Origin of the sequence: Roseovarius sp. SK2, from assembly GCF_028807495.1 — a bacterium.
In the GTDB taxonomy this organism is placed as follows: domain Bacteria; phylum Pseudomonadota; class Alphaproteobacteria; order Rhodobacterales; family Rhodobacteraceae; genus Roseovarius; species Roseovarius confluentis.
This window is the reverse complement of sequence record NZ_JARAMK010000014.1, coordinates 1-13,003: the sequence shown is the minus strand read 5'-3', so window position 1 is coordinate 13,003 and position 13,003 is coordinate 1. Positions and strand designations below refer to the sequence as shown.

Here is a 13,003-nt window from a genome sequence, read left to right as displayed (position 1 = left end):
CCTTGCTTACCCCAATGCGCCCATTTGCGCCGTGGCCAGCCGCCCGCCATACGCCTTTTGAAGGTTGGACTGCGTGAAGGCGTCAGCGACCGACCCTTCGGCAACCTTGCTGGTACTGATGATGAAAACGCGGTCGAAATACTCGGCGACCGTCGACAGGTCGTGATGCACCGCGACAACCGTCTTTTCTAATCCGCGCAAGTCCTTCAGCACCGAGATGATCGCCGTTTCGGTCGCGGCATCGACCCCGGCAAAAGGCTCGTCCAGCAGGTACAGCTCCGCGTCCTGCGCCAGCGCCCGGGCAAGGAACACCCGCTGTTGCTGACCTCCGGACAGTTGCCCGATCTGCCGGTCGGCAAAGCCGTCCATGCCCACGCGCTCAAGACAATGCAGCGCGGTTTGCATGTGCTTTGTCTTTACCCGGCCCAACAGGCCAAGTTTTCGATATTGGCCCATCATCACCACATCCAGAACGCGCGCCGGAAAATCCCAGTCCACGGTCGCTCTTTGCGGGACATAGGCGATCCGGGCCCGCATCTCTTCGAGGTCTTCGCCCCACGCCGTGACCTGCCCCGACACGGGGTTCACGATTCCCAGCGCGGCCTTCAGCATCGTCGACTTTCCGGCGCCATTCGGACCAATGATGGCCGTCATCGCGCCTTGTTCAAACGTCGCATCCAGCGAAAACACGGCTGGTTTTTCTCCGTAGGAGACTGTCAGCCCACGCACTGCCAGTGGGCTTGCGGCCAGCGCATCACGGTCCTCGCGCTTGGCTTCGGTCGTCACCAGTTCCACGCTCACGGCCTCAGCTCCCTTCTTCCAGTTTGCCCTGCATTCCGCGCTGCGGCACCTCGCCGCCAAGCGCCCGGGCGATTGTCGAGACATTGTGGTCGATCATCCCGATATAGGTGCCTGTGTATGTGCCCGGCGCGCCCATCGCGTCCGAAAACAACTCGCCGCCGATTTTCACCTTGTGCCCCTGCGCGGCAGCCCCTTCGACCAACGCACGAATGTTGCGGTCGCTGACGGAAGTTTCAACGAACACGGCCCCGATGCCGCGCTCCACCAGCATGTCCGCCAAGGTCCTGATCCGGTTCAAGCCGGCCTCCGACTCCGTGGATATTCCCTGGATACCGACGACTTCGAAACCATAAGCCGCGCCGAAATAGCCAAACGCGTCATGCGCGGTCAGAAGCACTCTGGCGGGCTGCGGCACGGTCGCCAACACATCCCGCGCGTAGGATCCGAGGGCGTCCAGCTCTTCCAGATATTCCGCGGCATTGGACGCGAACAGATCGGCACGGTCCGGCGCCGCCTCGCTCAGCGCGTCACGCACGCCATTGACCACGTAGGTCCAAAGGTCCGGCACCATCCAGACATGCGGGTCGAACTTGTTGGCGTAATCCTCATGCGCGATCCGCTGGTCGCGCGGCACCGCCTCTCCCACCGGCACAGCCGTCCCGCGCTCTCCCAGCTTCAGAAGGAATTCTTCCATCTGCGCCTCGAGGTATAATCCGTGCCAAAGAACCAGGTCGGCGCGCAGCGCGGCCTGGATGTCGGTTCGGGTCTGACGATAGGAATGCGGATCGACGCCGGGTCCCATCAGCGCTTTGACCTCGACATGCTCCCCGCCCACGCGACGCGCCGCATCGGCGATCATCCCGGTCGTGGCCACCACTGAAAGCGATGCGCCCTGCGCCCGCAGCGGCGTTCCGGCCAAGGCGCCAGCCGCCAGGGAGGTGATCAACATGGTCCGGCGAGAAAATCGCATTCGTAAAAGGCCCCTCTTGCAGGTAGTCAAACATGAATATGCAAGTCATTCTCAAAAAGTCAATGCGGCGCAGTCCTTGCGTTTCTGTCGTCGCGCGTTCAACGGTCCCAAAGCATTACGGCACCCACCTGCAACACCTGATGTAGACCCATGAAAAAAGCCCCCGCCGTCAGGGGCGGGGGCAAGGTGAGTGCCATGTGTCAGGCCACAGGCACCGGCGGTGTTCTTGAATTCTGTGAAAACCTTTAGTTGGCGCGATCGGCCATTTCAGCCCGGATCTGTTGCCGGAACACATCAATGGACACGGGCTTGCCATCCCGCTTGATGCACCAATAGGTCCAGCCATTGCAGCTGGGCGCACCTTCCAGCGCCGCGCCGACCTGGTGGATCGAGCCCTTGACGTCATCGCCCACCAGCGTGCCATCGGCGCGCAGCTTGGCCTTGTGACGTCCGTTCATGCTCAAGAGTTCCTCGCCCGGGCGCAGCATGCCGCGCTCTATCAGCTGCCCGAAGGGCACGCGCGGCTCGGCCCGCTTGCTGGTGCTGACCTGCAACGCCGCGCGATCGTACTTGCGCACCAAGGCCAGCCGTTTCTCGGCCACCTTGCGATAGGCTTCCTCGCGCTCGATCCCGATGAACTCGCGCCCCAGCATCTTGGCCACGGCGCCCGTTGTGCCGGTGCCAAAGAACGGGTCCAGCACGACGTCGCCGGGATTGGTCGTGCCCAGCAACACACGGTGCAGCAGGCTCTCGGGCTTCTGCGTCGGATGCGCCTTCTCGCCCTGATCGTCCTTCAGCCGCTCGTGCCCCGTGCAAATGGGCAAAACCCAGTCGCTGCGCATCTGGATGCCTTCGTTCAGCGACTTCAGCGCCTCGTAGTTGAACGTGTATTTCGCTGCCTCGTCGCGGCTGGCCCAGATCAGCGTCTCATGCGCGTTGGTCAGGCGCTTGCCCCGGAAATTCGGCATCGGGTTCGACTTGCGCCACACCACGTCGTTCAGGATCCAGAAGCCCGCGTCCTGCAATGCCGCGCCGACCCGGAAAATGTTGTGATAGGAGCCGATCACCCAGATCGCGCCATTGGGCTTCAGCAGTCGCCGCGCGGCCTTCAGCCAGTCGCGGGTGAAGCGGTCATAGACCTCGAAACTGGCGAACTGGTCCCACGCGTCATCGACCGCATCCACCTGGCTGTTATCTGGCCGGTGCAGGTCACCGCGCAGTTGCAGGTTGTACGGAGGGTCGGCAAATATCAGGTCGACGCTGCCTTCCGGCAAGCCGTTCATGACCTCGATACAATCGCCACCAAGGACAGTATTCAACGGGAGCGTTTCCACGCCCTGCTTGGTCTTTGTCGTCATCTTTTCTGCCTCTGTCCCGGCGCCTTGTTGTGCGCTCTGGTCGTTGAGGCCAAGGATGAGTCAAAGCCGATTCGCGGTCAATTCCTTTTTGAATCAGTCGGTTAGGTTTTTTTCTTGATACAAGATATTGTGCACCGGCTTGAACGAACGTCTATGGTGTGGGGTCACACCAAGATTTTGCAAAGCGGCCATGTGGCTTTTGGAGCCATAGCCCGCGTTCGTTTCCCAGCCATAGCCGGGATACTGTTGCGCCAAATCCCACATGATGCGATCGCGCCTTATTTTGGCCACAATCGAGGCCGCCGAAATCGACAGACAAACCGCGTCGCCCTTGACGATCGCGCGCCCCTCGCAGGGCATCTCGCGGGGCAAAAGGTTGCCATCGACCAGCGCCAGGCAGGGCGGCCGCGAAAGCCCCTCCAGCGCCCGCGTCATCGCCAGCTGTGCCGCCCGAAGGATGTTGACCTCGTCGATCTCCTCGACGCTGGCATGGGCCACCGATACCTCGGCCACCTCCAGGATCGCATCGTGCAGCACCGCGCGGCGCTTCGCCGTCAGCGCCTTGGAATCGTTCAGACCTTCGGGAATGCGCCCGGGCGCCAGAATCACCGCCGCCGCCGTCACCGGCCCGGCGAGCGGGCCACGGCCCACCTCGTCCACGCCCGCCACGCGCAAGGCGCCCGCGGCCAGCGCCTCGGTCTCGAACTGGAAATGGGGCCCATGCGCGGTTGTGCTCATGGGCCCCTGATAGTCACGTTTACATCGGAGGAAAAGAAGGGAGGCACCCGTGTGATGCTTTGAACCGGGCCCCTCCCCTCACTGCTCGACCGGTATCCGCGCTCTTATTTGCGGTACTTGTCACTTCTGCGGTCGAAGAAACCGTGCCGCTCGAGACAGGCACTGCCGTAAACCACGCCACGCCGTCCATTTCCGCGGGTCTCCACCGCGCAGCGATGCGGCAGCGCGTTGAACCTTGAATAGTTGTTCAGCAGGCAGTGCCGGCCGTAGCCGCGCAGCACACCGCCCCGGACCCGCACGTCGCGGCGGCACTGCTGCGGCAGCGCAAAACGCCCGCCATGACGACCGCGATTGCCATAGCCGTCATGCCCGCGCCGATACCCGCGATTGTCGTAGCGGTCGTGCCCACGGCGATGCCCATTGTTGAACCGCGGCACATGACCGCCCTGATGGCGCGTCACCGCGCGGTCGTCGCGGCGCTTGTCGGCGATGGCCGCGCCGATCAGTCCCAGGGCAACCGCCCCCGCCACCCATTTGCCGACATCCCTGTCGCCGGCCTGCGCCGGGACTGCTGTCATTCCGGTCACCGCCAGCGCGGCGGCCAGTATCAGCGATATGAACTTCCGATGTGTCATGTCAGATCCTTTCTCTGCGTTCAGCTTTGATCGGTCTCCTCCCCCGGTCATGACGTCACCGTGTCGGCCCGGGTCAGGCGATGCAGCAAGGATGGGTCCACCCCGCCCAGACAGGCAATATCGCCCACCTGCTATCGGATAACACGGCACGAAAGGCCGTTTGCCGCCAACCGGATATTGAATAGCGGCGGGGATGCGCGCATCTTGGCGCAATGAAACGCACACTCCTCCCCCTCGTCGTGACGCTCGGCCTTGCCGCCGCCACGACCGGCGCCGCCCAGGCCGCCTGCTATGCCGAGTACAAGGCCAAGCGCGACACCCCGTTCGAGCTGATTTACGAGGTCGCGCAGATCAGCGGCCCCTGCACCGTGGCCAACGCCACGGCTCAGCTTGGCACCCGACTGGCCGGACAAGGCCTGACACTGCTCAAGGTCCTCTCGGTCCGCGAAGGCTAGAAGAAGGAGACTGCCGCACGTGCAGGATTTCGACACCTCCATCACAGACACCCGCCGCTCCGGCAACCGGATCGTGCTCTTTGGCGTCGCGGCCATCGTCACGATCCTTGTCGGCGCCGCGATCCTTCTGGTTCTGACCCTGCCCGACGCCAACGCCTTCAATGACAAGGTGGCGCAGATCTTCGCCGAGAACGACGCGCTCACCTCGGATGCCGAGATCAAGCTGCTGGAAATCCTCGCCCTCTCGGGCACGGCCTTTTCCGAAACGCTCGGCAGCTACCGGATGCTTATCCTCGTCCTTCTGGTCTTCGCCACGGCCCTTCTGGTGGCCGCGCTGGTGTTTCTGGTCATGCTCGTCGGCATGAACCGCCGCCTCGCGCAGATCGAACACTCCGGCATCCAGGTCAGTTCCCTGCTCATCAGCCGCGAGGAAAACGCGGTCTACCTCAACAACATGGGTTTCAAGCTGACCGATGCGGCGATGGAAACCCTCGCCGTTCTGGCCGAGGCGCGCATGGACGACGACGTGCTCTCGGGCGCCGAGATCGAGGCGGTGATCTCCGGTCGCTCTGCCGACGATTGCGAAGAGGCCGCCGGCGCGACCCGCATCAAGCGCCTGCGCGACACGCTGGGCAACCAGATGGTCTCGGAACTGCTGGTCAAGAACATCGCGCGCCGCGGCTATATGCTGGCGATCGACAAGAAAGTCATCCGCGTGATCTGACGCCGCCCGCGCCCTCTGGCGCGTGTTTCGCTTGCCGCGCTACCAAAAGTTGTGGAACTCACCCCACCCCCTCTGCGTTCAAGCCCTTAACGTCTAAGAACGAAAAACGTCCAGAGGGGGACAGTCATATGACTACGTGGGTTGAACGGATGGGCCTGAAAACCGATCCGGTGATTTTCTCGATCTCCGCCATCTTCACCATCGTCTTTGTTCTTGCACTGGTCATCGCGCCGGAACCCATCGGCGACGCCTTCGCCGCCGGGCGCGCGTGGATCGTTTCTCACCTGGGCTGGTTCTTCATCCTCGGTGTCAACCTCTGGCTCGGTTTCCTCGTTTGGACCGCCATGAGCCGTCACGGCCATATCCGGCTCGGCCCCCGCGACTCCCGCCCCGACTACACGAACCTGTCGTGGTTCACGATGCTGTTTGCCGGCGGCATCGGCACCGTCCTGATGTTCTGGGGTGTGGCCGAACCCATGAGCCATTTCGCCACCCCGCCCCTGCCGGGGGTCGAGCCCTATTCCGAAGAGGCCGCGAAGGACGCGATTTCCATCGCAACCTATCACCTCGCCCTGCACACCTGGACGATCTTCGCCCTGCCGGGGCTTGCCTTCGCCTATTTCATCAACCGCTACGACCTGCCCGTGCGCGTCAGTTCCGTTTTCTACCCTCTGATCAAGGACCGGATCTACGGTCCATTGGGCAAAGCCATCGACATCGCGGCGGTTCTCGGCACGCTCTTCGGGGTCGCGGTCTCGCTCGGTCTCGGCTCATCCCAGATCGCCGCCGGGCTTTCCGCGCTCTTTGGCTGGGACTCCGGCGTCATGCTCAAGGTCGCGATCCTCGCGGTCCTGACAGCCGTGGCTGTGGTGTCCATCGTCGCCGGCCTCGACAAGGGCGTCAAGCTTCTGTCCAACATCAACATCGGCATGGCCGTGGGCCTGATGATCTTCGTGCTGATCTGCGGCTCGACCCTCTTTTTGCTGCGCGGCATGGTCGAGACCGTCGGGCTCTACCTCGGCAACCTGCCGCGCCTTGCGTTCTGGAACGACATGCTGGCCGATATCGGCCCCAATTCCGACGGCTGGGGCTGGCAGGGCGGCTGGACCGTGTTCTACTGGGCATGGACAGTGACGTGGTCCCCCTTCATCGGCCTTTTCGTCGCGCGCATCTCGCGCGGGCGCACGATCCGCGAATTCGTCTTCGGCGTGCTGCTGGCACCGTCGCTCTTTACCCTGATCTGGTTCTCGATCTTCGGCTGGCAGGCGATGGAGATCGACGGCATCGGCGCCGCCGCGCGCGATGCCCTGGGGGACCAGGCCGGTGCACTCAGCGATGCGGTGGCCGAATCCGTGCCGCTCGCCATGTTCGCCTTCTTCGAAAACTTCCCCTTCGCCGACCTCGTACAAGGTATCGCCGTGCTCGTGGTCGCGATTTTCTTCGCCACGTCCTCGGACTCGGCTTCGCTGGTGGTCGACATGCTCTGCACCGGCTCGCCAGACCCCGGACCGACTCGCCAGCGCGTCTTCTGGGGCGTGTCCGAAGGGCTGGTGGCCACGATGCTGATCGTCCTCGCGGGCGACGCCGGCCTGACCGCCCTGCAACAGGTCATCACCGTCGTGGGGCTCCCGATCTTCTGCCTCGTGTTCCTGATGATCCCGGCGCTGATCCTCGGCTTGCGCAACGAGGAGATCGATCACATCACCATCGGCAAACGACCGGGCTTGTCCAAGTTCTGACGTCATAAACGGGAAACTGGCGACCCCGGCAGATGAAGTGCATTTAAATGAATTCAATCACTTATAGTGTAAAACTGATCTTCCCGGCACGTTGTCTGGCAATGACTTGCAAGCGGTCTTGTAAAACTTCTCTTGGCTGCACTCGCCTAGATGGCAATGTTAAGTGCCTTCGCGCCAGACAAAGAGTCTGCTTTCACAATAACGGCAAATAACATCTGAAACTAGCTTTCGACCGGCGCTGCAAACGCGAGTAGAGCGCCGTTCAGACGACTGCTCCGCGGACCTTCCTACCGTTCGCAACACGTGCTCGGTTTACGCTGCAACTGCGAAGCCAACGGGAGGAGTGGGCGGATTCCGGTCATTTGCGGCACCTGCAAACGCCTCCTTGCCTCGACGTGAAAGCGGACATTTTGCGACCTCCCGGCCCCATGCGGCGCCGCGGCCCGCATCGACAAACTTTCAGGCAAGCGGAAGTTCGCTGTTGTGGCACAATTTCGTTGTCTTGGGTGCGGAAGAGGGGATAGCAGCAGACAGTTTGAGAGCTGTGTTTTTTCTCGCCAGGTATGCGCCGAGAGCAACAATCCTTAGAAACTGGATCGATGGCGTCACGTCGCATTCGCAATTTTTGAAGGCCTGGCTAAGATGGTAGGCAACAGGGAGACGAAATCGGTGGCCAACGCAAAGCAACTCATCGGGCTATTGAAGAGTCACGTTGAGGGGAACGAAGAACGATTCTTCGATCTCGCGCTTCAGCTTGCGTCAGCAGAGGAACAGAAGGGCCATACTCGTCTGGCCGAACAGCTTCGTCAGTGGGTTGAAGCGGGACAGACGCCAAAGTCACAGACGCCAACCCCAACATTGATCGCCAAGCCACGGGGCGAGTTAGCATCGATCATTGGGACTGCGTATCCAGAGACCAGGCTGAATGATCTCATCCTTCCAGAAACTGTGTCGTCTGAGCTTGAGCAACTCGTTGTCGAGTTCCGCAAACGCGACATCCTGGAGAAACATGGGCTGACACCCAGGCAACGTGTCCTTCTGGCAGGTCCCCCAGGTACCGGAAAGACGATGAGCGCATCGGCATTGGCTGGTGAGTTAAAGCTTCCCCTTTATTCTGTGCTGTTGCACGGGTTGATATCGAAGTTCATGGGGGAGACGGCCTCCAAACTGAATGTGATATTCGAGGCAGTAAGGACTCAACGAGGGGTCTACCTGTTCGATGAGATCGATGCACTTGCCGCCTCCAGAGACGGTGACAATGACGTTGGCGAAGCCCGGCGAACCCTGAACTCGTTTCTCCAATTCATGGAGGAGGATACCGGGCCTTCGTTGATCATCGCAACAACCAACCTGCCACGGATTTTGGATAAGGCGATGCTTCGCCGCTTCGACCTTATATTGAAGTATGATCTACCCACCGCCGAGGCCATGCAAAGAGCAATGTCGCGCCGGTTGATTGGATTTGATTTGTCTGATGTTATTTGGGACGACGTGGTTGAACAGGCCCACGGCCTTTCATCCTCTGATGTAGTTCAGGCCGCGATGGACGCCGCACGTCGGGCAGTGTTGAATTCGAAAAACACAATAACGTCGGCTGATTTGTTACATTCGATTGGGCGCCGACGAGACTTGCAGGCATTGGGTATAAGCAGTGGCAGAACGGAATCTTCCTCACATAGTTCTTAACGGGGTTTCGAAGTCTGAAGATTTCAAGGGAAGGCGGGTCGTTACCGATACGCCGACAGACGTACCAGATAGGCAAGCACATGCCGCCCGACTGATCGCAGCATTGGACACCATAGAGACACTGCCCGAAGCAAGCGCAACTTATATCGAAGTCGTAGGCCGCCCGGGTGAAGCGTTTCTTCCAAGCAAATTTGATGTAAGCGGCTTAGCACTTCTAAATGTGCGGGACGCGGAGCCCGATAGTCAGGTTCCAGGTCGTGCTATTGTAAAAGCGAGTAAGTCGGCTGGTGGGTTGAACAAGTTACGCGAGAAGCTTGATCAATTCGCAACAGAAGACGGCAGACCGAACAACCAAGGGCAAACACGCCCAAGGAATGCTGATCTTGCGAACAGTATCGACACAATAGCCCAAGCAGGGCTTCGGGACCTATGGCGACATCCAAACAAACCATTCCCGCATGCGGCGGGCCCGATCCCTTGGGAGGTCTGGCTGGAACCAGCAGAAGTGGACCAATTCGTTGCCAGGGCAGTGCGGGAAGGGCTAACGGTCTACCCTGATCGCTTGGAGTTCCCAGAGGATACCGTCATTCTCGTGGAAGGTGACATTGACCAGATGGCGAGGACTGCCCTTGGCACAGGTTCGGTCCGCTCGGTTTCTCCGCCTGGTGTACCGATCGACTTCGTGGATGCCCTCGAAGCAGAGGAACAGGTCGATTGGTTGCAAGATGTGCTTGGCCGAACACAGTATGGCCCTCAAGCTCAGCAGGTGGCGTCCTATGTAACACTTTTGGATACGGGCATTACGTTGGCGCACCCGCTAATCCAGCCCGCTTTTGATGCAGCAGATCGCCATTCGGCTGTGCCCGGATGGGATCTCGCAGACCTCCATGGGCATGGATCGAGGATGGCAGGGGCGGCACTCTTTGGCGATCTGCGAGCGCACTTGAGCAGCACCGCGGCAATCTACGTCCCTCATAGACTGGAATCTGCAAAAGTGATCCCAGATGCAGGCCATAACCCCTACCATCTGTTGGGGGACAGGACGCAGAAAGCCATCAACGCGGTAGAAGTGGAGCCTGATAGGTTGCGGACCTTCGCTTTGGCCACGACCACAGACCTCGACACCCCTCACAGCGGCGCGCCTACGTCCTGGTCCACTGAACTCGACCAGCTTGCCGCTGGTCGGTCCGGCGAAGTGAAGCAACGGCGACTGATCGTGACTTCGATTGGTAATATTGATGCCCAACATGATGGAAATACAGACTACCTAAGCAAATGCGATGACCTTGATGAGGCGGAGGTTCAGTCTCCGTCTCAAGCATGGAATTCAATCGCGGTGGGTGCGATGACCGAAATGAACGGTGTTGGCGGGCCAACACATGGTGCAACGTTGGCTGAAGTTGGGGACCTCGCTCCGATGTCCCGTACGGCGAGTTGGATTAAGACCTGGCCAATCAAACCTGATGTCGTACTCGAGGGCGGCAACTGGTACGATGACGGGTTTTCAACGACACCCAACCAGCATTCTGATTTGATGCTGATTACGACCAGTCGGAATTACCCTGCACGGTCGTTCACACACATCTCTGACACCAGTGCCGCGACGGCTCTGGCCGCTCGTGAAATCGCAATCCTTCGCGCCTCATACCCTGACCTTTGGCCGGAGACCATCCGAGCTCTCTATGTGGGCTCGGCAAGATGGACTGACCAGATGTGGTCTCATGTTGTGCCAGCGGATCGAAAGAAGAAGGGTGTATATGATGTGATGTTTACCCGATACGGATACGGTCAGCCGAATTTGGAACGTGCGATAAACAGCGCCAGCAGTGCAATTACACTGATCGTTGAGGACACCATCAGACCCTATGAGAATAAAGGGTCGGGACGTAAGTTGAACGAGATGCGTTTGTTTGAACTGCCATGGCCAACGAACGTTCTCCGTAGCCTTGTCGGACAGAACGTGTCCTTGCGCGTCGCCCTCAGCACCTTCATCGAACCTAACCCATCGGAGGTCGCACGTGGCCGAAAGAACAGATATGCATCTCATGGTCTTCGCTTTGCCCTGAAGGGTGCGGATGAAGAGGTCGATGCCTTCATCCGACGTGTCGGGCGCACGGCAGCTGAAGACCAACAGGATGACAACGGTCCTGATAGTAGCGAATGGCACTTCGGCTATAATCGCCGGAGCGTCGGGTCTCTGCACATCGACACGCTTACCGTCGCTGCCAGCGATCTTGCGCAACGCGGGGTACTTGCCGTCTATCCGGTCGGAGGCTGGTGGAAAGAAAACCGCAATGTGGACCCTGAGCGATGTGAGGCGCGTTTCTCATTGGTCGTCGAAATCGATGCTAACGAGGCAGACGTGGACCTTTACGCGGAAGTTCAACAGAAAGTAGCACCTCAAGCGGATATTCAGGTCTGAATAACTCCTCAGCCTTTACCACTTCGCCTATCCTCCCGGCTACAAACCCACTTTTCGTTTTGACGCACTGCGCAGCGAATGACCGCAAAGGGGAGTGCTGCCGCAGCATTGCACCTCAAGCGCGAACGGCGGGTATGGGCCGTTCGCGACGGGCGAGCCCATGCTGCAACGGCGAACGCACCCGAGATCGACGCGGTCAATTTGGGCTCCAAGCCGTTATCTGGAAGCTTCACTGCAGGATTGTGGACCTGCGTCTTCTACGCAGCCTACATTGGACATCTTATGATAGGTGTCGAATACTGGCTCTCCGATTATTTTTCTGATCGTAGGTCACTCTCTCACCAGCGGCGAACAAACAATTCAAATATGATCGCTCTAAGTAGACCGTAGGCCCCAAAATTTCCATACGGTCGGGCGGTTGTGCGGACAATGTCGGAAAGCGGGTGGCGGCCCTTTTATACAAGCACTGTAAAACTCGAAATTTTTATATTTTTAAATCAATACCTTAAATCAATACTGGCGACCCCGGCAGGATTCGAACCTGCAACCTGCCCCTTAGGAGGGGGCTGCTCTATCCAGTTGAGCCACGGGGCCGCTGGGACACTCCTAGCCCAATCGTGCGGACGTGTCACGATGGCGGTGACACACTTTTGGACATGCTTCGGCGCACGCGGAAATGAATAAAAACGTAAGAATTATTTGTTCTGACGCCCATTTTCGATATAACATTAGGTGTCCGTGCGTATTGCGGAACAGTAATCAGTTTGACCAAGGTAAGGTTCTCATGTTTTCCATCACACAACCGCCATGTCGCGCGCTTTTGCGCAGCGGCACTGCAATCATTTTTGTTCTCGCCGGCAGCCACGCGTCTTTGGCAGACGGGACTGCCCCCTGCAACACCGGTGCCGGGACCAACAGCGTCGAATGCGGCGAGAACAGCACCTCGAACGGTGACTTTTCGGTCGCCATCGGTGACCAGTCGGTGACCGATGCCACGTCGACCGATGGTGTCGCCATCGGGTCCGAAGCCGCAGCGACCGGCCCCTCGACCACCGCTGTCGGTGGCGAGTCCGTCGCAACCGGCCCAGGCACGACCGCGATTGGCTGGCAAAGCCAAGCCACGGCGGAACGCGCCCAGGCCTTCGGCCATCTCGCAACCGCGCAGGGTGTCCGCAGCCTGGCGGTTGGCGAGAATGCCGACGCGCAGACCGACAACGCCACCGCCATCGGCAACGAGGCCACCGCGAACGGCATCGATTCGATTGCATTCGGCGACACGTCACAGGCCACCGGCCCCTCGACAACCGCTGTCGGTGGCGAGTCCGTCGCCACCGGCCCAGGCGCGACCGCGATTGGCTGGCAGAGTCAGGCAACGGCGGAACGCGCGCAGGCCTTCGGCCATCTCGCAACGGCGCAGGGCGTCCGCAGCCTCGCAATTGGCGAGGCCGCCGACGCGCAGACCGACAACGCCACCG

General features: G+C 60.1%; 10 protein-coding genes, 1 tRNA gene and 1 pseudogene. 6 read left to right on the top strand and 6 right to left on the bottom strand.

What is annotated here, in order from left to right; translation table 11 throughout:
* Nucleotides 1–6: 6 nt before the first annotated feature.
* The 5 genes from PVV74_RS20655 to PVV74_RS20635 all read right to left on the bottom strand — a co-directional run bounded on the left by PVV74_RS20655 (nt 7) and on the right by PVV74_RS20635 (nt 4,502).
* Nucleotides 7–801 (bottom strand): metal ABC transporter ATP-binding protein, encoded by a 795-nt coding sequence (locus PVV74_RS20655; protein WP_425061925.1) that lies wholly within the window; start codon nt 799–801, stop codon nt 7–9.
* A 4-nt stretch (nt 802–805) separates the two neighbouring features.
* Nucleotides 806–1,750, bottom strand: coding sequence for a metal ABC transporter solute-binding protein, Zn/Mn family (locus PVV74_RS20650; RefSeq protein WP_274594500.1), 945 nt, complete (start codon nt 1,748–1,750; stop codon nt 806–808).
* Between the two features lie 266 nt (nt 1,751–2,016).
* Nucleotides 2,017–3,129: a site-specific DNA-methyltransferase gene (locus tag PVV74_RS20645; protein ID WP_274594499.1), complete on the bottom strand. Its 1,113-nt coding sequence runs from the start codon at nt 3,127–3,129 to the stop codon at nt 2,017–2,019.
* A 93-nt stretch (nt 3,130–3,222) separates the two neighbouring features.
* A complete protein-coding gene (locus PVV74_RS20640) occupies nt 3,223–3,867 on the bottom strand; it encodes a ribonuclease HII (RefSeq protein ID WP_274594498.1) in 645 nt (214 codons plus the stop codon).
* Nucleotides 3,868–3,971: 104 nt separating this feature from the next.
* The gene (locus PVV74_RS20635) at nt 3,972–4,502 is read right to left on the bottom strand and encodes a hypothetical protein (protein ID WP_274594497.1); all 531 of its coding nucleotides are present in this window, start codon (nt 4,500–4,502) and stop codon (nt 3,972–3,974) included.
* 212 nt (nt 4,503–4,714) lie between these two features.
* On the opposite strand from PVV74_RS20635, the gene PVV74_RS20630 reads away from it, so the two are divergent.
* The 5 genes from PVV74_RS20630 (at nt 4,715) to PVV74_RS20610 (ending at nt 11,528) form a co-directional block, all read left to right on the top strand.
* The gene (locus tag PVV74_RS20630; RefSeq protein WP_274594496.1) at nt 4,715–4,957 is read left to right on the top strand and encodes a hypothetical protein; all 243 of its coding nucleotides are present in this window, start codon (nt 4,715–4,717) and stop codon (nt 4,955–4,957) included.
* A gap of 19 nt (nt 4,958–4,976) precedes the next feature.
* Nucleotides 4,977–5,681, top strand: a complete 705-nt coding sequence (locus PVV74_RS20625) for a winged helix-turn-helix domain-containing protein (protein WP_211286128.1) — start codon at nt 4,977–4,979, stop codon at nt 5,679–5,681.
* Nucleotides 5,682–5,809: 128 nt separating this feature from the next.
* Nucleotides 5,810–7,420 carry a BCCT family transporter gene (locus tag PVV74_RS20620; protein ID WP_103762916.1) on the top strand — a complete coding sequence of 537 codons (1,611 nt, stop codon included), beginning with the start codon at nt 5,810–5,812 and terminating at the stop codon, nt 7,418–7,420.
* A 669-nt stretch (nt 7,421–8,089) separates the two neighbouring features.
* Nucleotides 8,090–9,106 (top strand): AAA family ATPase, encoded by a 1,017-nt coding sequence (locus tag PVV74_RS20615; protein WP_274594495.1) that lies wholly within the window; start codon nt 8,090–8,092, stop codon nt 9,104–9,106.
* Between the two features lie 103 nt (nt 9,107–9,209).
* On the top strand, nt 9,210–11,528 hold the full coding sequence (locus tag PVV74_RS20610) for a S8 family peptidase (RefSeq protein ID WP_274594494.1): 2,319 nt from the start codon (nt 9,210–9,212) through the stop codon (nt 11,526–11,528).
* Between the two features lie 517 nt (nt 11,529–12,045).
* Here PVV74_RS20610 and PVV74_RS20605 read toward each other — a convergent pair.
* Nucleotides 12,046–12,122, bottom strand: a tRNA-Arg gene (locus tag PVV74_RS20605).
* A gap of 277 nt (nt 12,123–12,399) precedes the next feature.
* Here PVV74_RS20605 and PVV74_RS20600 point away from each other — a divergent pair.
* Nucleotides 12,400–13,003, top strand: a pseudogene (locus PVV74_RS20600) (hypothetical protein); the annotation flags it as partial.